Raw genomic sequence first — 18,129 nt, 5'->3', positions numbered from 1 at the left:
ATTCGACTCTCGATCTTGAAATCCTGCCTCAGATTTTGCCGGATGCTTCCAGCAACAGCTGATCCAGTTCCTGTGTATGTTTAACCTCTTCCTCTTCAGACCAGTTCAAACGACCTGCCATATACGAGATAACCGCTGCTTTATAGCGACGAACTTCATCAATACGGAAGAATAAATCACCTGTTCTTCGTACCAAAAAATCAGACGGAGTTACAGCCATCTCTTCATCAATCGCGTAACTTAACATCAACAATAGCTCCTGTGGCATGCCATGAAGCTCGGACTTGGTGCGTGGATCGGGCATTCGCTCATATAGTGCCTCCACATTGGAACCATACGTGCGGACCAGTCGCTCCGCAGCAGGTCGAGCAAGTCCCAAGGCGACACCATCCTTGATCTTGCGCTCCGCATACGATACAAATCCAGCCGAACCCCCTACGTCACCGCCAGAGATGGGCATCTTTTTTGTTACACAAGGGCCTATGGGATGTCCACTCTCCTGCTCCATCTGGCGTGCGACCAGATCAACGACCATCTCGGCCATTTTACGGTATCCGGTTAACTTGCCCCCGGCAATCGTAATCAGATTGGAATCAGAGACCCAGACTTCATCTTTACGTGAAATTTCGGAAGGATTCTTGCCTTCCTCATGAATGAGTGGACGCACACCCGCCCATCCGGATTCCACGTCCTCGGTACCAATGTGCACATCTGGAAACATGCCATTGATTGCATCAATCACATAATCGCGATCCGAGTCGGAAATTTGCGGGTGTGCAGGATCGTCCTGATATACGGTGTCGGTTGTTCCGACATAGGTTTTGCCATCACGTGGGACAGCAAACACCATTCGACCATCTGGTGTATCAAAATAGACGGCCTGCCTCAATGGGAAGCGTTCACCATCAAAGACCAAATGAATGCCTTTGGTCATCTGCAGCGTTTTACCCTGGCGCGAGCCATCCAATTCCCGCAGACCGTCCACCCATGGACCGGAAGCGTTGATCACCTTGCTTGCTTTCAGCGTATAGGTCTGCCCATCGATCTGATCCATGGCCTTGATACCTGTAATTTGGCCATCCTCCTTCAGGAAACCTATCGCCTTGACGTAGTTCACTGCCTGTGCCCCACGTTTGACAGCTTCTTTCAACACTTCAATGGTGAGCCTGGCATCGTCAGTGCGGTACTCCACATAGAGTCCACCACCCAACAACCCCTGTTTGCGTAATAAAGGTTCACTATCTGACACCGCTCCAGCATTCAACATTTGGCGTCGTTCACTGCGCTTCACCCCGGCGAGCCGATCATACACCATCAGTCCAACGGATGTGCTGAATCGGCCGAACGTACCTGCCGTATAGATCGGTAACAACATCGGTTCCGGTGTTGTCACATGTGGCCCATTCTCATAAACGACAGCCCGCTCCCGCCCTACCTCAGCAACCATTTTCACTTCATATTGCTTCAGATAACGCAATCCGCCATGGACAAGTTTGGTCGAACGACTGGATGTACCTGCTGCAAAATCCTGCATTTCTACAAGCGCTGTCTTCAATCCGCGTGAAGCCGCATCCAATGCAATCCCTGCGCCTGTAATCCCCCCGCCAATAATCAATATGTCAAAATGTGCATTCATCATGCTTTGCAAATATTCGGTCCGGTATGCTGACGAGAACGTATTTGTCATTCTTGAACCTCCCATTGATTCCTTAGTGTTTCCGTAAAAAAACAAAAAAAAGGACCACGTCATTCGCTCAGCAATTGCTGAGCGGCACGTGGTCCCTCCCGATCTCCAGACATCATTTTTTAACTTGTGCCTTTATCCTATCACAGATTTTTCACGGCGTGAAGTCCTGAAATGACACATTATTCAAAAAAAATTCAAAAACTTGTTCTGCCAAAGGATGGAATTTCAAATGAATCCACTAACCTTGTTTTTTTCCTTATAGTGGGTATATGTTTTGGCTTCTCCAGGAAAAATAACCCTGTAAATCATGCATCATTTTCCACCAGTAAATATCATTTATAACATATGTTTAGTTAAAAAGTACAAATACCCACACCAAGGAATATTCATTTCATTTCTTTTATTTAAAAGCCATCGCTGCGTTTACTGCACGTTTCCAGCCTGCATACAGTTCTGTCCGTTGTTGCTCAGCCATAACAGGCTGGAAGACACGCTCCGTATTTTCATGATCGGTCAATTCATCTGCACTCGTCCAATATCCAACCGCCAATCCTGCCAGATAAGCCGCACCCAATGCAGTCGTTTCATTCACCGTTGGTCGTTCGACAGGAATGCCCAGAATATCACTCTGAAATTGCATGAGAAAATCATTGGCCGCCGCTCCTCCATCCACACGCAGAGCATGCACGGGAATACCCGAGTCGGATTCCATGGCCTCCAGTACATCTTTGGTCTGATACGCCAACGCCTCAAGCGTAGCACGGATAAAGTGTTCCTTCGTGGTACCTCGGGTCAGGCCAAACACTGCACCCTTAACCTCGCTATCCCAATATGGACTGCCCAGTCCCACAAAAGCAGGTACCATATATACACCATCCGTCGAAGGCACGCGTGAGGCGTAGTCCTCACTGTCTTTGGATGATCGAAGCATTCTTAATCCATCACGCAGCCACTGAACCGCTGAACCTGCTACAAAAATACTGCCTTCAAGCGCATATTCAACCTTGCCATTCATCCCCCAGGCAATGGTCGTAATCAGTCCGTGATCGGATTGCACCGGGTTCTCTCCCGTATTCATGAGCATGAAACATCCGGTACCATATGTATTTTTCATACTGCCCTTGGTGTAACAACCCTGACCAAACATCGCTGCCTGCTGATCTCCTGCCGCTCCCGCAATCGGAATCCGATGACCGAAGAAATGATAGTCTGTCGTGTGTGCATACACCTCGGATGAACCTCGTACTTCTGGCAGCATGGCCTTAGGAATGTCGAGGATTTCCAACAATTCGTCATCCCATTGCAGATCATAGATGTTATACATCAGGGTACGTGAGGCATTGGATATATCCGTGACATGTGTCCCCCCGCTTAGTTTCCAGATCAGCCAGCTATCAATCGTGCCAAACAGTAATTCACCCTTCTCTGCCCGCTCCCGGGCACCAGGGACATGATCCAAAATCCATTTCACCTTCGTTCCCGAGAAGTAAGGATCGATCAGTAATCCTGTTTTGCGGCGGAAAAGGTCCCCCAGTCCCTGCTTCTTCAATTCTTCACAGATGTCTGCGGTCTGTCTGGACTGCCATACCACTGCATTATAGATGGGTCTGCCTGTTTCTCTGTCCCACACCACAACAGTCTCCCGCTGATTGGTAATTCCAATTCCCGCAATCTGAACGGGTTTGATGCCGCTCTCTGCCAGACATGAAGCCATCACGGCAAGAATGGAACTCCAGATTTCGTTGGCATTCTGCTCTACCCAGCCCGGCTTGGGGAAATACTGGGGGAATTCCTGCTGTGCAATGTGCACGATCTCTCCATCACGGTTAAACAGAATAGCTCGGGAGCTTGTCGTTCCCTGATCCAGAGCCAATATATACTTTTCCATACAGATAACCTCCTGTTGTGGGTTCTTTTTACGGTGTAAGCGATTTCTCAAAGTGACGGATCAGATCTGCATTGGATGTGGTCACTGCCGTAGCCCCGACACCAAGCGCAAGTTCAACCTCTTCCGGTGATCGAATCAATCCCCCTGCAATAATAGGGATACCGGTACGCACAGACACTTCCGCAATAATATGCGGAATGACGCCAGGTAGTACTTCAATATAATCAGGTTGAGTTTTGGCCAGCAACAGATAACTTTTCTCCAGAGCATGAGTGTCCAGCAGAAAAATACGCTGAATAGCCATAATCCCCTTCTGCTTCGCTTTCTGAATGACACTTGCACGTGTAGAGATTAGTCCTGCCGGACGAATGTGCTGACACAGATACTCTGCCGCATACTCATCATTCTTCAATCCCTGTACCAGATCTGCATGCAAAAGTATCTTTTTGTCATACCGCCGCGCCTCGTCCATCACACTCTGAAGCTGTGCAATATGGGTTTCCAGCATCACCCCATAGGTATAAGGGCCTTCAATCATCGCTTCAAACTGCTTCATGCTCTTCGCAGCTGGCAATATACGTTGTCCCTCAAATGGCACCTTCGTTCCTCCCGCATTCATCAGATGCCTATATTGTATAATCCGCCCTGTGGGAACGGCAAGCCATTCCGTAAATCAGGAAAAGCTGGTTACCGGGAAACATGATCACACCAAAAAGCCGCTGCTGTATTTCTCCATAATGGAGAGTACAGCAGCGGCTAATCAGCTAATCGAATACGTCTATGAATTATGATTAAGCCTGTGCATGTGGAAGCAGCGTATCTGCCCCGGCCCAGCCATCATTTTCTGCCAAGTGACCGGAACGGTTCACTTTGGTCTGCAGATATTTTTCATTGAACGCAGAGCGATCTCCCCACAGCGGGACACGTCCGCCCACATTCAATCCCGCTTCCTGCAAGGCAGCCAGCTTCCGCGGATTATTGGTAATCAATGTTACCGGTGCGGAGCGAAGTGCACGCAACACAGCAATTGCATCGTCATAATTACGAGCGTCGTCCGTGAATCCAAGCTGCAAGTTCGCATCTACCGTATCCAGACCTTCTTCTTGCAAAATGTACGCCATCGCTTTGCTGAACAGACCGATGCCACGTCCCTCATGGTTCGCAAGATAGAACAGTGCACCTGCTCCGTGAGCAGCGATCATTTTCATGGATTGCTCCAACTGGAAACCGCAATCACAGCGTTTGCTGCCAAAGATGTCGCCTGTATGACAAATGCTGTGCATCCGAATTAATGCTTCTTGTGCGTCAGCAAAATCGCCATACACCAGAACACTGGATTGTTGACGCTCTGCCAGTTCAGCAGCAGCTAGAGATTCAATTAACTCGCTGCTTTCCATCGCTTTGTCCGATTTCATCCAGCTATACCACTGAAAGGTCTTGGTCTCCCCATCGAGGTTAACCGGAAGCTTGATCGGTCCCACCAGGTATATGAACTCTTTTCCACTCGGAAAAGTCTGAATTTTGGGGGCAAGCAGTTGAATAATATGTGAATTGATCATTGTCGTTCCTCCTGTTTAGGCCAACTTGTCTGTTGATTGATTCGCATCCAGAGCGAAAATGGATCACTCGGATGTTATATAGTACGTATCTATATTATTCTCATCATCATTAGTTACTTTATGTAAGTTAGTTTAGAATAAAAATTATAATGTGTCAAGTAACTTTTATTTTTAAAGTAACTACCCAATTTATGTTACGCAATGGACACAAATATGTGTTTCATTTCAGGAATATTGGGTATGAGTTTATAAACTGCTCATACACTAAAGTTGTAGTCCAAAGCACTTCATGCCTCGAACTTAACGATGAGGGGGTAATACACATGATCCGCCGGAAAAGAACATGCTGGACAGCCATACTGATGGTCTGCGTCCTGCTCATAAGCGGATGCTCCATCTGGCCCGGACAGGACGATTCAGCGAACAACAAAAAGGTAACGCTTACATTATGGTACTGGAACCGTTCCATTGATGATAAGTTGATTGCCAGGGCTAAAGAAAAGTTCCCCAATATCGAACTGACAGCTCAGAAAATCGGCGGTGATTTCAAAGCCAAACTCAAAACAACACTCGCTGCACGCTCAGGTGAGCCAGACATTGTGGCACTGAATGACTGGATCATGGAGCTATTCCCCAGTGAGGACCGTTTCTATAATCTGTATGATCTCGGTGCAGGAGATATTGAAGACCAATATCTGCCGTGGAAATGGAAGCAAGGCGTTACGCCAAATGGACAGATGATCGGTTTCCCCATGGATACGGGACCGACAGCCCTCTTCTACCGAGAAGATCTGTTCAAGGAGGCCGGATTGCCATCTGATCCTGAAGACGTTACACGTCAGATAAACAGCTGGGATGCCTATGCTGCTGCCGGAGAAAAGATCAAGGAAAAATTCGGTGGGAAGGTATTTCTGACCGACAATATTGCAACCGTTTATAATCAGGTCTTATCGCAGTCTGCGGAGCGCTATTTCCGCCCGGATGGGTCCTTTATCGGTATGGATTCCCCTACTGTGCGCAAGAGCTGGGATACGGCCGTTGCCTTTAAAGAGAAAGGCCTGCTTGCCAATGCAGATGGCTGGACTCCGGGCTGGAACGCAGCGATGAATAACGGTGAAGTCGCCTCGTTCGTTGGTGCTGTCTGGATGAAGCAAGTCCTTCAGGAAGCTGCCCCGGATACATCCGGGAAGTGGCGGGTGGCTCGGGCTCCGGGAGGGGATGGCAACAACGGGGGATCATTCCTGTCTATTCTGAAGTCGAGTGAACATCCTCAGGAAGCTTTTGAACTGGTTCGCTGGCTGCAAAGTCCCGAGAATCAGTTGGAGCAATATCAGACATTGAACCTGTTCCCTTCTGCACCAGGTGTATTTGACGACCCTGCCATGAAAGAGAAGGAACCCTTCTTCGGCGGGCAGGCGACCGGTCCTGTATTTGCCGAATCGGCACAGCAAGTGCCGGATGCTTTTTTTGGTGAAAGATACCCCTCTGTACACAACATTATTACGCGAAGGCTGAATGATGTCGCGAAGCAAAATGCCAATCCACAGCAGGTTTGGACAGATACGGTACACCGCGTTGAGAGGGAATTGCAGCGGTGAGTAAAGATTACAGCGTTATCCTGATTACTGGTCCTGGTTTCATGTGGTCTCGTTATCCGCAAAGGAGGAATTCATATGGCTGTAACTGAACCTCGTCTTACGCCCGATCCTGGCAATACCAGACCTGATCTGGATCGGCAGAAGTCACTCTGGTCCAGAATATGGGAGCATCGTGCACTCTATGTTGCGATATCGCCGTTTTATATTCTGTTTGCCGTATTTGGCCTATTCCCGATCGGGTTCTCGCTCTATCTGGCTTTTCATAAATGGGATGGCATCGGTGTCATGACGTACAACGGGTTCAACAATTTCAAATACATGCTGACCGATGCCGAGTTCTGGCAGGCCGTGGGCAACACCTTCATGATCTGGATCTATTCGACGATTCCGATGCTCTTCTTCGCATTGATTATTGCCTTTCTGTTGCATGCACCATTCGTGAAGTTCCGTACATTATTTCGGGTTGGTTATTTCCTGCCAAACGTCACGTCCATTGTGGCGGTAGCCATTATCTTCGGTGCCTTATTTGCCAACAATTATGGCTTTCTCAATTATCTGCTGCAGTCGGTTGGGTTACCGGTTGTGGAGTGGATGAATGCACCATGGGGCATCAAAGTTGCGATCTCCTCCATGGTGGTCTGGCGCTGGACCGGATATAACGCCGTTATCTATCTGGCCGGGCTACAGAGTATCCCGCAGACGTTGTACGAAGCAGCCAAGATTGACGGGGCATCCGCGATACAGTCCTTTTTCCGCATCACAATCCCGATGCTGCGTCCTGTCATCCTGTTCACGGTCATTACATCAACCATCGGCGGTATGCAGCTGTTCACCGAGCCGCAAGTATTGGTAGGCAATGATGGCGGCGCGGGTGCAGCAGGCATGACGATTGTACTGTACCTCTACCGTGAATCCTTCATTAACAATTACTTCGGATACGGCGCTGCTGTTGGGTGGGGTATGTTCCTCATTATCGCCCTGTTCTCGATTGTGAACTGGAAGCTTGTTCAAGGCAAATCATCCTGATGTGATAAGGGGGAGCGCACATGGCGACCAAACACCTCAAATCGCTGGTGTTGTATACCGGTCTTATCGGGGGCATGCTCATATCCATGTTCCCGTTCTATTGGCTGATTGTAATGTCCACCCGGACAACGTCCGATATCTACAAGTTTCCACCGCAGCTCTGGTTCGGGGGCGAACTGTGGAATAATATTACGCGGGTGTTGCAGCAGATTGATTTTTGGGGCGCCTTTCTGAATACGTTGTTTGTGTCGGGCCTCGTGACCATTCTGGTACTGTTTTTTGACTCACTGGCGGGGTTTGCGTTTGCGAAGTTTGAATTTCCCGGCAAAAAGTGGCTTTTCATCTTGCTGCTCGCAACCATGATGGTACCTTCCCAGCTATCGCTGGTGCCCTCCTTCGTGCTCATGGCCACGTTCGGCTGGGTCGGTTCCTTCAAAGCCCTTATTATTCCGGGCATGGTGAATGCCTTCGGGATCTTCTGGATTCGCCAATATGCTACGGAGTCTATTCCGAATGATCTGCTCGATGCAGGGCGCATCGACGGCTGTAATTTCTTCCGGCTCTATTGGAACGTAGCGCTGCCGATTCTGCGACCTGCCTTTGCTTTCCTCGGCGCGTTCACCTTTATCGGCGTATGGAATGATTATCTGTGGCCTTTGATCGTCCTGACGGATGAGCGTAAGTACACCTTGCAGATTGCGTTGTCTCAATTAAACGGGCTGTATAACACAGACTACGCGATGGTGATCGCAGGTACGTTGCTTGCCGTCATTCCGCTGATCATCATGTTCCTGTTCATCAGCCGCCAGTTTATTTCGGATATTGCCGCAGGAGCGGTGAAGGATTAAGGATGGTGTAATCGAGATCGACGTAATCTGTTCCAATTTTGATCCATCCCTCAAGTCTGATATTCTTATCTATAGATGAAATAACAGATGCCATATAAGTTGGATGAATAGCGCCACCTTATATATTCAAGAAAGAGGGATGACAAAATGGCTTCTTCACCCTATATGATCGGCGTAGATATCGGCACAACCTCCACCAAAGCCGTCTTGTTCGAGCAGAACGGCACCATCGTGGCTCAAGGCAGTGCCGATTATCCGCTGCACACCCCCACACCTGCGATTGCGGAGCAGGATGCGGAAGATATTTTCAAAGCAGTCATCCAATCGGTCAAACAGGCTACCTCCAAAGCGGGAGTTAAGCCGGACGAGATCCTGTTTGTCTCGTTCAGCTCAGCCATGCACAGCATTCTCCCTGTCGATCAACACGGCACACCGCTGATGCGGGCCATGACATGGGCAGATAATCGCAGTGCCGAGTGGACCGAAGCACTCAAATCGGAGATGAATGGTCACGAAATCTATCTGAGAACAGGGACGCCGATTCATCCGATGTCCCCACTCACCAAGATCATGTGGCTCACTCGGGATCAACCGGAACTGTTCCAGCAGACGCACAAATTCATATCCATGAAAGAATATGTGTTCTATAAATTATTTTCTGAATACGTCATTGATCACTCCATGGCCTCCGCCACCGGACTCATGAATCTGGAGAAACTCGACTGGGATGCAGAAGCACTGCATGTGGCGGGCATCACGCCGGAACACCTGTCCCGATTGGTACCAACTACACATGTGTTAAAACATGGATTGCACCCCGAGTACGCCAAGGAGATGGGCATTGCGTTCACCACACCGTTTGTCATCGGAGCCAGTGATGGCGTGCTCTCCAATCTGGGCGTTAACGCCATTGATCCAGGCGTCGTAGCCGTGACCATTGGTACCAGTGGAGCGATTCGTACGGTTGTAGATAAACCGGTGACCGATCCGAAAGGACGCTTTTTCTGTTATGCACTCACAGAGGATGCATGGGTGATTGGCGGACCCGTGAACAACGGCGGTGTTATTTTTCGCTGGATTCGGGACGAGTTAGCGGCTTCCGAGGTAGAGACCGCGAAACGACTTGGCATTGATCCGTATGAAGTGCTCACTCGTGTCGCCGAAAATGTACCTCCGGGTTCGGAAGGGCTCTTGTTCCATCCGTACATGACGGGTGAGCGGGCTCCGCTCTGGAATCCCAATGCACGTGGCTCGTTCTTCGGCCTGACGCTGCATCATAAGAAAGAACATATGATTCGCGCTGCGCTTGAGGGTGTATTGTTTAACCTGTACACAGTCATGCTGGCGATTGAAGAAAAGATCGGTCGGCCGAAAAAGATTCAGGCGACAGGCGGCTTCGCCCGCTCCGAGCTTTGGCGCCAGATGATGGCGGATATTTTCGATCAGGATGTCATCATCCCCGAAAGTATTGAAAGCTCCTGTCTCGGTGCAGCCGTACTGGGCTTGTACGCCCTTGGCCGCATCGATTCCCTGAGTGCCGTCTCCGGCATGATCGGATCAACGCATCGACACCAGCCGGACCCCGACAGTGTCCGCGTCTATCGGGAACTACTGCCAATCTTCATCCGCATCTCCCGCAAATTCGAAGAAGAGTATGCGGATATTGCTGCTTTTCAGAACAAGACGATGCAAGGATAGGCAAAGCGTGGCATGGCACGGAATAGCTAACGAATCGTAGACATCTTATATAAGGTTTATGGCGTGTTTTCAACATCTACCGAACCTGAGCCACCTTATATCCGATTTTAGCCGCGGTCAGCAGCCCCAAAGTCTGATTTTCGGAAAATAACGTCTCTTCGATTCGTTAGAATCTGACTTATGCCAATTTTCGGTCAATAGCGCGTCTCAGGTTCGTTAGAATTGACAGACCATCGTCACCATGCCGTGAATTACCATCTCCTAAGCTGCATTGGCTCAAAATAACCTACCGCTCTATCCACTACGTCTAACGCACGTTCATAATGACCGTCCCGCCATGTTTAGAACATGCGGGACGGTCTTTTTCATCTACAAATTTTTTGTACATATCTTCATGTAAAGTTTTTTGTATCCATTTAGCTGTAGGTAGAGTTTGTGGCTAATAACGTGATGAAACCCTCTTCCTCATCAGGGTCTCTCAAATGAGTTACATAGGCCAACGAAAAAAAGCCCCACAGTCTGAGAGACTGTTGAGCTTCGTTTCCAAACCATTTTATTATTACTTAAATTATACTGCGCTATTACTGATTATACTTGCTGAACGCATTCTGGTCGGCCTGTACATTCTCCAAATACACAATCTGCCCCGCATCATTTACACGCGCGATATCAATACCTGCTTTGGCATATACCGTTCCGTCTGCCGCTTGTCCGCATACCGCCCAGTTGGTTTGGTAGCTGCCGTCAGGCTGTTGCACCCAACCGTCCCACATATGTTTTACGTCCTTATTGTACTCGTAGAAAGCTTTCATAAAACCATCGAACCCTGTTCGACTGGAGCCGTTAAGTACAATTTCTGCGTCCGGTGTAAAAAGGGACAATAAATCCTGCATGGCGCGCTCGTCTGTGCGTGAAGCATCAAATAAACGGAAGTAGTTGTTCAATGTTGTAATGGTACTTATTGTACTCATTCATATTCCTCCTAGAATAAAAAGCCAATTTCCAATCTTTCAGTTCGAATATTTTCGAACTAACTGAAAAGAAATGTAACATACTTCCTATACTGCCCGCAAGATATAGTTCGAAATTTTTCAAACATTGAAAGAGGAAGCCGAATATGCTAACGTCATAGATATGAGAACTCCAACGATACCTATGGCTTCGGAACTGAAGCTGACCACGGTCTGCAATGCATTGGGTGATCCGATTCGTATGAAAATTGCACACTGTCTGGCCAGCTCTGGCGAGAAAAACTGTTCCGCCTTCGAAGTAGACCATATTTCCAAATCCACGTTGTCCCATCACATCAAAATTTTACGTGAAGCCGGCGTGATCCAGCCACGCATTGAAGGCAAACAGCACTTTTATTCCCTACGAAAGGAAGAATTAGAGGTACGTTTTCCAGGTCTCGTCGAGATGATCCTGAATACAACCGAGGAATACGTACATTAAAGTAAGCAGGTCTGGGATCGATCGAAGAACCACATTTCATCATAATGGTATATCTATAAAGGAGGCTAACTATATGGACAAAAAAGCGGCAAAGATACTGCTGAGTACCTTCTGGGGAGGTGGCGGTTGGAAAACAGCTTCTATCCCGTTCTCCGGGGATGAATTTGAGTATGCCAAAAGCAAAGGCGTTATGTTCGACCCACTCACGATTACGCATGACGAGATTGTCCAGCGTCTATACGACATGCATCAGGATGACTCGTTCAAGGAGCGGGTAATATCGGCCTTTCTACATAGTCTGTCCACCAAAAAAGTCTACCTGCGCAGCGCATTATCCAGCTGGGCTTTAACATCGAACATGCCTCTGCATACCTATGCGGAACGCCCTGCCCTTCACCCTAACACCAGTGCCTGCGGGGATTGTAATTACCTGCGTTTGCAGTCAGACAAGGAATATTCCAACGTCGACTTAAACGTCCTGAACTTTGAACGGATCAAGTGGGGCGGTGTGCGTCATGGCTGGCTTCTCTATTGCCTCATGGATTTGGAATTACTGCGTAAGGACAACGATACAAGCTATGAAGTAACTCCTGAAGACCAAGCTATCCTGGTAAAGCTGCTTGAAGCAGCTCAGACGGAAGAACCCAAGGACAGTGCACGTTCACTGGAGAAAAAGTGGAAAGATATCTTGCCTTCCAGCAAACAGGAGCGGGATGCCCTGCTGGAAATCTGGGCGGCAGCCGGTATATTGGTTCCTGGAGATAAGCCGCGAAAAGGCAAGGGTGGTTCCGGTGATTTCATCTTTGCAGCAACCTGGCAAGGTGATGATGGATATCATGCAGAAGCCGTAAAACATTATTTCGGCTCCTATCTTCCTCAAATTTGACTATATGGTACCCAGCAAATCCATGGTTTTAATAAAAAAATACATCTTATGGCATGTTCCTTAAATTGATCGTTAACCTAGACGCACCTAAAGACACGTCAAAGTCTGAGTATAAGTTCTAATTCCTCCTTACTTTTTCGCTTCAAGCCATCGCTCCCTTCACGTGCTTACCACAATAAAAATAAAGCGCAGCACCAACTTTGTTGAAAGTGGCGCTGCCCTTCCCATCTTGATAAATTATTCTAAACTTTTCAACGATTCAATCATATTAATTCGAGAGACCTTTTTCTGAAGCATCAGGTTAGAGAGAGTAGTAAGCAAAAATGCAATCAAGATTGATACCAACATAACAAAAATATTTATTTGATCCGGGATTTGTTGATGGGTACTCGACAATGCCTCAATAATAATCGAATACATGTACACGCTGATTGGCAGAGCTATAATGACTGCAAAAGTGGTGAGTATCATATTCTCGGAAAAGATAAGTCGATTTATTTTATATTTTTGATAACCCAATACCTTAAGAGTAGCCAGCTCTCGATTTCTTTCATAAATGTTGATGGAGGATATGGTGTAAATGGCGCCGAACGAAAGAATAACCGCACTAATGATAAACATAATGAAGATAAAACTATTTTGCTTCATAATAAATTGTGCGGACTTTTTCAAATCATCTTTATCCGCGATTGTATCTACCTGTTTATCTTGTTCAAAAAACTGTCGAACGTTAGGAAGATCTGCGGCATTGTTGGCTTTCACTAGAATCGATGTTGGCTTATAGTCGATGTTAAAACTATTCAGATACGCTATCGAACTAAAGAAAGATGGATTGGAATACTGATTGGATATTTGTGCAACCTTCATATCGACTGTTTTATTTTCAAACGACGGGTCGGTAAATCGAATTTGAATCGTATCCCCTACCTTAACTTTATATTGATTTGCATACGATTTGGGTATCAGCACGCCATTGTCCATAAGTGTCATCGGATTGTCTTTCTCGTCAAAAAATTGGATAAGAGTGTTATCTTTCTCCGTAACGGTCAACGTGGCATTCTCATGTTCATCGCCCTTGGTAAACTCCACAGGAAAGGTCGATTGAACATAGCTGCTTTTAATCCCGGTGGGTAACTCCACCTTTTCCAGCTCTGCCCCTTTCGTGTATTCTACCTTCAGATCATAGGTATTCACCTCTTCGATCTGGTCCGCGACCCTTTGTAAGGACGTTTGAGTACCAAATGCAGTGATCAACAGCACCGTGCTCACCACAACACCTACGGAGCTTGCTATCGCCTTTTGTTTGTTAAGAAAGATGTTTCTCAAAATAAGTTTATTGCTATAGGAAATACGTCCCCACATTTTCGGAAGCCGCTCAATAAGCAGTTTTTTCATCTTCTTCGGCGGTTTAGGCCTCATGGCCTGTGCTGCGTGTTCTCGCAGAATCCCTATGCCGCTCAAGTAACAAGCCAACATGCCGAATGCACTCGAGAATAGAACAGGCATAATGATTGAGAAAGGGGATAAGGAGAATGTTATATTCGGTAATGAGTAGGATCTGGCATTTGACGCCTCAATCATTGGAACAAATATGATTGCCGAAACGATACAACCAAGAATGGAGCCTATGATACCGACAAGTATCGGGAATCCCATGTAATGGAGCATGATGCTACTGTTCTTCACTCCTAAAGCCTTCATAATTCCTACCTGGTTCCTTTGCGAATCGATGATCCGAGACATGGTGAGGAAGAGAATGATTGCTTCGATGATAAAGAGAACCAGCGGAATAACCCTACTCATCAATTTATTGTTATAAACTGTTTGTTGAAGCTGCGAGTAATTGAATGTTCGCTCTTTACTTATTTGACTTACATAAGAAAGTTGTTGGGACTGCGCTTCAACGTTTTTGCCTAATCGTTCTATATCGTATCCTTCTTCCGCATCAATCAAAACCTCATTATAGTAAAGGTTGCCGGTGATTCGAGGAATTCCCGCTTCAGCCACATATGCGAATCCAAAAGTTTTATGATCCTGGGTTTCGTTCTTTTTGGCATATTCCACATTTTCGCCCAAGCCGCTAATGGTGAATGGCATATTTGCGTTATTAACAATCAAATTTATTTGATCTCCAACACTGTACTGATGTTCTCTGGCGTAATGGGAATCCAGCAAGATTTCATCCATGCTGGATGGAATCTTACCTTCAACTATTGCAGATGTATTAATATTATTAACTGCGGGGATGGAGTGGATTTTTAAAGCCGCTTTAGTATCACCAAATGATTGCATCGCATCAAAGGTATACCGTCCCTCCACCTCCTTTACCCCTTCAATTCCACTCAACTTCGATATATCCTGCTTGGATACTTGGTCGTAGTAAACGTTTAAGTCACTTAAATTATGGGTTTGAAAGTAATCCTTCGAATAAGAGCTAAGGTTATCACTTAGCGTAACCAGTCCCGTGTAGAAAAAGGCCCCTATGGTGATAACCAATACAAAGGCCAGAAATTGACCGATTGATTGCTTGATATCCCTTAACAATTTTTTCAGTAATTTCATCACCACTCAATCCCTTCAACGCTTTGTTTATGCTCATTAACTGTTACACTTTCGATTCTCCCACTTTTTACTCGAATGATTTTATCCGCCATGGGCACAATTGCCGAGTTATGCGTGACCAACACAACACACTTTTTCGTTTCCGTGTTCAAATCCTGAAGTAGTTTCAAAACGGACTTACCAGTCACATAATCCAATGCACCGGTCGGCTCATCGCAGAGTAATAACAAGGGGTTCTTGGCAACAGCACGTGCTATTGCAACTCGCTGCTGTTCTCCTCCGGAGAGCTGAGACGGGAAGTTTTTTATCCGATTCTTCAAGCCGACTTTATTTAATATCTCTTTGGCATCCAAATGGTCTTTGCATACTTCAGTGGCAAATTCAACGTTCTCTAAAGCATTCAAATTGGGGATTAAGTTATAGAATTGAAAGACAAACCCTACCTTTTCGGCGCGATACCCCGTAAGCTTTTTTTCGTTGAAGCTGGTAATATCCTTATCGCCAACCGTCACATTACCCGAGGTAGCCGTATCCATGCCACCAAGTATATTGAGAATCGTGCTTTTACCGGCTCCGCTTGCACCAAGAACAACAACGAATTCACCCTCGTTAATGGTAAAGTCCACACCGTTCAGCGCTTTGATCGGCACTTCACCAATTTTGTATTCTTTCGTTACATTTTTAAATTCAATTAATGTGCTCATAATTTTCTCTCTCCCCATTATTTATTCGTCATACTTCTGGAGCGCTCCCTATTGTAAGTGTATTTCTATTGGTTAGGTATGTTGGTATGTCACTCATGTAACATACTATAATACATTCAATCTCAACTGTCAATAACTGGACTTGGTGTAAAAATTCACCCCGAAAATCCTCATCAAAATTACAATTTTCATTGACAAATTTTCGCATATAAGTTATGTTTTCCTGCTAGGTGTGTAACAAACTACGATGGTGAGTGGTGAGGTAATGAACGTCACTTTCGACGAAAAGCAGCCAATTTTCCAACAAGTAGCGGATATCATTGAAGACGATATACTCAATGGAACTTACCGAGAGGACGAGCAGATTCTTTCCGTTGCTCAGTTTTCTCAGCTCTTTCAAATCAATCCGGCAACTGTTGTAAAAGGGATCGGCCTGCTCGTAAACGAAGAAATATTATATAAAAAAAGAGGGCTTGGCATGTATGTCTCGTCTGACGCCAAACAAAAGATTAAGAACAAGCGGAGAAATCGTTTTTATAACGAACTGTTGTCCAATCTCATTTGTGAAGCTGACAAACTTGAGCTGACAACGGAGGAGATCATTGAGATGATTAAACAATTAAGGAAGGAATGAATTCATTGTGGATATCGTGCTGAGTTGCGACAAATTAAACAAAAAATATGGTCGAACCTACGCATTACGGGATCTGGATATACAGCTGGAGGAAAACGTCATCTATGGCTTGCTAGGACGAAACGGCGCTGGGAAAACAACCCTGTTAAATGTCATAGCGGGTGGACTCTTCGCGAATGACGGCACCATTGAGGTACGAGGAAAAAAGTTGAGTAAAGGAGCACTTCCAGAAGATTGTTGTTTCGTAAGGGAGAATAACAAACTATTTGGAGGAGCGCGCTTGATTGAGATTTTGCAGTTCGCTTCTAATTTCTATCCCAATTGGGACTGGACGTTTACTCATAAGCTTATTCAAACGTTTGGGCTTGATCCCAACCAAAAAATCAAGCAACTTTCAAGGGGCACCGAATCACTTGTAGGTAACATCATTGGACTCTCCAGCCGATCCGCGTTGACATTATTTGATGAACCGGTACTTGGGCTTGATGTTTTGATGAGGGAAAGGTTTTACAAAGAGCTTTTGGAGGATTACGCCAATCACCCCCGTACAATTTTACTTTCTACGCATTTGATTGACGAAATCTCTCCAATTGCAGAGCAAGTTTATATCATTGATAAGGGTTCCATTTTGCTTCATGACGAGATGAATCAGATCCGCATGTCAGCTCACTTAATTCGTGGAAATTTAGATGCCGTGGCTACGTTTACAAAAGGGAAGCGCGTATTACATACAGAATCATATGGCTACGGGAAACTTGCCGCCATTTACGAAAAGTTAAACGACGAGGACAGGCTGCAGGCCCGCAAACTAGACATTACTATCGAGAATTTGACGCTTCAAAGGTTTTTCTCGTATTTAATCGAAGGAGGTCATTAAATTGGGGGCATTGACCGTTCATTTAAAGGCAACCTATTTGCAATTAAGGATATACATATGGATGGTCATTATTATTATCATCCTTGGCAGATTGGCAGAATTCATTGTTGGTTTCTTTACAGACAGTAGCCAAAAAACAGGACTCGCGGATGGTAACCTGCTGCTGCTAATCTTGCTTATTATAGCGATCGTACTTCCGCTCAGCTATTACAACCGTATCGTACATTTGGGTGCAAGCCGAAAACAATATTTCTGGGGGCTTCAATTCGTTTATATCATGTGGGCAGCAGCCCTCGCTTTATTTAATTCTTTGTGGCCTATACTTGAGGTGAATGTGCTTCATAAAAACACTCTTAATCTTATTGAAGCGTTTCATTGGAATGAATTCGGTATAATGGGTTCTTTTCTCTACCAAACCATTTTTTATTTGATGACAATGGCGCTCCTAAGCATGCTGATCTCCGGCTTCTACCACTTTTTTGGTTGGTTTCTGTGGGTTCTGCTCATCGTGGCAATCCCAACCGGGACGGCTATTCCTGCGCTACGCACTCATGTTGTTTCTTTTTTCGAGGCATTGTTATTCAACGACTCACTCCTCAAGGGGGTCGGATTTAATCTTGTGCTCTTCTTTGTTTTTGTGGCTGTCGGTTGGTTTTTCACCAAGAAAAGAACACATTAAATATACGGAGATAAGAGCATGATGAGTCAAG

16 protein-coding genes are annotated in these 18,129 nt (G+C 46.2%); 9 read left to right on the top strand and 7 right to left on the bottom strand.

From position 1 onward, the window contains the following. Positions 1-28: 28 nt before the first annotated feature. The 4 genes from AB4111_RS20905 to AB4111_RS20890 form a co-directional block, all read right to left on the bottom strand. Positions 29-1,687 (bottom strand): glycerol-3-phosphate dehydrogenase/oxidase, encoded by a 1,659-nt coding sequence (locus AB4111_RS20905; protein ID WP_442033072.1) that lies wholly within the window; start codon positions 1,685-1,687, stop codon positions 29-31. Between the two features lie 400 nt (positions 1,688-2,087). After that, positions 2,088-3,575, bottom strand: coding sequence for a glycerol kinase GlpK (gene glpK / locus AB4111_RS20900; RefSeq protein WP_442033071.1), 1,488 nt, complete (start codon positions 3,573-3,575; stop codon positions 2,088-2,090). A gap of 28 nt (positions 3,576-3,603) precedes the next feature. Continuing rightward, positions 3,604-4,173, bottom strand: a complete 570-nt coding sequence (locus AB4111_RS20895; RefSeq protein WP_253441645.1) for a glycerol-3-phosphate responsive antiterminator — start codon at positions 4,171-4,173, stop codon at positions 3,604-3,606. A 193-nt stretch (positions 4,174-4,366) separates the two neighbouring features. Further along, entirely contained in the window at positions 4,367-5,134 is a 768-nt protein-coding gene (locus tag AB4111_RS20890; RefSeq protein ID WP_442033070.1) for a GTP cyclohydrolase II, read from the bottom strand. Positions 5,135-5,457: 323 nt separating this feature from the next. Between AB4111_RS20890 and AB4111_RS20885 the strand changes: the two genes are divergently transcribed. The 4 genes from AB4111_RS20885 (at position 5,458) to gntK (ending at position 10,304) form a co-directional block, all read left to right on the top strand. Continuing rightward, the gene (locus tag AB4111_RS20885; RefSeq protein ID WP_442033069.1) at positions 5,458-6,732 is read left to right on the top strand and encodes an ABC transporter substrate-binding protein; all 1,275 of its coding nucleotides are present in this window, start codon (positions 5,458-5,460) and stop codon (positions 6,730-6,732) included. A 75-nt stretch (positions 6,733-6,807) separates the two neighbouring features. Then, entirely contained in the window at positions 6,808-7,758 is a 951-nt protein-coding gene (locus AB4111_RS20880; protein WP_442033068.1) for a carbohydrate ABC transporter permease, read from the top strand. A gap of 20 nt (positions 7,759-7,778) precedes the next feature. Next, positions 7,779-8,606 (top strand): carbohydrate ABC transporter permease, encoded by an 828-nt coding sequence (locus tag AB4111_RS20875; protein WP_145324733.1) that lies wholly within the window; start codon positions 7,779-7,781, stop codon positions 8,604-8,606. Between the two features lie 147 nt (positions 8,607-8,753). Continuing rightward, the gene (gntK, locus tag AB4111_RS20870) at positions 8,754-10,304 is read left to right on the top strand and encodes a gluconokinase (protein ID WP_442033067.1); all 1,551 of its coding nucleotides are present in this window, start codon (positions 8,754-8,756) and stop codon (positions 10,302-10,304) included. Between the two features lie 581 nt (positions 10,305-10,885). Here the strand turns inward: gntK and AB4111_RS20865 are convergent. Then, positions 10,886-11,275: a nuclear transport factor 2 family protein gene (locus AB4111_RS20865; protein WP_442033066.1), complete on the bottom strand. Its 390-nt coding sequence runs from the start codon at positions 11,273-11,275 to the stop codon at positions 10,886-10,888. 163 nt (positions 11,276-11,438) lie between these two features. Here AB4111_RS20865 and AB4111_RS20860 point away from each other — a divergent pair, with 163 nt between their 5' ends. Both AB4111_RS20860 and AB4111_RS20855 read left to right on the top strand, forming a co-directional pair. After that, the gene (locus tag AB4111_RS20860; RefSeq protein WP_442033065.1) at positions 11,439-11,756 is read left to right on the top strand and encodes an ArsR/SmtB family transcription factor; all 318 of its coding nucleotides are present in this window, start codon (positions 11,439-11,441) and stop codon (positions 11,754-11,756) included. 73 nt (positions 11,757-11,829) lie between these two features. Then, positions 11,830-12,642, top strand: coding sequence for a hypothetical protein (locus tag AB4111_RS20855; RefSeq protein WP_442033064.1), 813 nt, complete (start codon positions 11,830-11,832; stop codon positions 12,640-12,642). A gap of 237 nt (positions 12,643-12,879) precedes the next feature. Here the strand turns inward: AB4111_RS20855 and AB4111_RS20850 are convergent, their stop codons facing one another. Next, on the bottom strand, positions 12,880-15,204 hold the full coding sequence (locus tag AB4111_RS20850) for an ABC transporter permease (RefSeq protein WP_442033063.1): 2,325 nt from the start codon (positions 15,202-15,204) through the stop codon (positions 12,880-12,882). Beyond that, positions 15,204-15,908 carry an ABC transporter ATP-binding protein gene (locus tag AB4111_RS20845; protein ID WP_442033062.1) on the bottom strand — a complete coding sequence of 235 codons (705 nt, stop codon included), beginning with the start codon at positions 15,906-15,908 and terminating at the stop codon, positions 15,204-15,206. Before AB4111_RS20845 ends, AB4111_RS20850 begins: the two co-directional genes overlap by 1 nt. 247 nt (positions 15,909-16,155) lie before the next feature. Here AB4111_RS20845 and AB4111_RS20840 point away from each other — a divergent pair, with 247 nt between their 5' ends. Genes AB4111_RS20840 through AB4111_RS20830 form a run of 3 tightly spaced genes read left to right on the top strand, consistent with a single transcriptional unit; the run spans position 16,156 to position 18,098 of the window. Next, complete coding sequence (locus AB4111_RS20840) at positions 16,156-16,542, top strand: GntR family transcriptional regulator (RefSeq protein WP_442033061.1); 387 nt, start codon at positions 16,156-16,158, stop codon at positions 16,540-16,542. A gap of 7 nt (positions 16,543-16,549) precedes the next feature. Continuing rightward, positions 16,550-17,419: an ATP-binding cassette domain-containing protein gene (locus AB4111_RS20835; protein WP_442033060.1), complete on the top strand. Its 870-nt coding sequence runs from the start codon at positions 16,550-16,552 to the stop codon at positions 17,417-17,419. Position 17,420: 1 nt separating this feature from the next. Next, on the top strand, positions 17,421-18,098 hold the full coding sequence (locus AB4111_RS20830; RefSeq protein WP_442033059.1) for a hypothetical protein: 678 nt from the start codon (positions 17,421-17,423) through the stop codon (positions 18,096-18,098). Positions 18,099-18,129 lie beyond the last annotated feature (31 nt).

The sequence above is a fragment of the Paenibacillus sp. 2KB_22 genome, assembly GCF_052115745.1.
Taxonomy (GTDB): domain Bacteria; phylum Bacillota; class Bacilli; order Paenibacillales; family Paenibacillaceae; genus Paenibacillus.
The sequence above is the reverse complement of the archived record's forward strand: the minus strand, read 5'-3'. Positions and strand labels throughout refer to the sequence as shown.

What these genes read in the sequence shown, in the direction of transcription:
- AB4111_RS20880 (WP_442033068.1), top strand. Translation starts at nt 6,808, where the DNA reads ATGGCTGTAACTGAACCTCGTCTTACGCCCGATCCTGGCAATACCAGA.
- AB4111_RS20865 (WP_442033066.1), bottom strand. Translation starts at nt 11,275, where the DNA reads ATGAGTACAATAAGTACCATTACAACATTGAACAACTACTTCCGTTTA.
- AB4111_RS20860 (WP_442033065.1), top strand. Translation starts at nt 11,439, where the DNA reads ATGAGAACTCCAACGATACCTATGGCTTCGGAACTGAAGCTGACCACG.
- AB4111_RS20885 (WP_442033069.1), top strand. Translation starts at nt 5,458, where the DNA reads ATGATCCGCCGGAAAAGAACATGCTGGACAGCCATACTGATGGTCTGC.
- glpK (WP_442033071.1), bottom strand. Translation starts at nt 3,575, where the DNA reads ATGGAAAAGTATATATTGGCTCTGGATCAGGGAACGACAAGCTCCCGA.
- AB4111_RS20850 (WP_442033063.1), bottom strand. Translation starts at nt 15,204, where the DNA reads ATGAAATTACTGAAAAAATTGTTAAGGGATATCAAGCAATCAATCGGT.
- AB4111_RS20855 (WP_442033064.1), top strand. Translation starts at nt 11,830, where the DNA reads ATGGACAAAAAAGCGGCAAAGATACTGCTGAGTACCTTCTGGGGAGGT.
- AB4111_RS20875 (WP_145324733.1), top strand. Translation starts at nt 7,779, where the DNA reads ATGGCGACCAAACACCTCAAATCGCTGGTGTTGTATACCGGTCTTATC.
- gntK (WP_442033067.1), top strand. Translation starts at nt 8,754, where the DNA reads ATGGCTTCTTCACCCTATATGATCGGCGTAGATATCGGCACAACCTCC.
- AB4111_RS20840 (WP_442033061.1), top strand. Translation starts at nt 16,156, where the DNA reads ATGGTGAGTGGTGAGGTAATGAACGTCACTTTCGACGAAAAGCAGCCA.
- AB4111_RS20890 (WP_442033070.1), bottom strand. Translation starts at nt 5,134, where the DNA reads ATGATCAATTCACATATTATTCAACTGCTTGCCCCCAAAATTCAGACT.
- AB4111_RS20905 (WP_442033072.1), bottom strand. Translation starts at nt 1,687, where the DNA reads ATGACAAATACGTTCTCGTCAGCATACCGGACCGAATATTTGCAAAGC.
- AB4111_RS20845 (WP_442033062.1), bottom strand. Translation starts at nt 15,908, where the DNA reads ATGAGCACATTAATTGAATTTAAAAATGTAACGAAAGAATACAAAATT.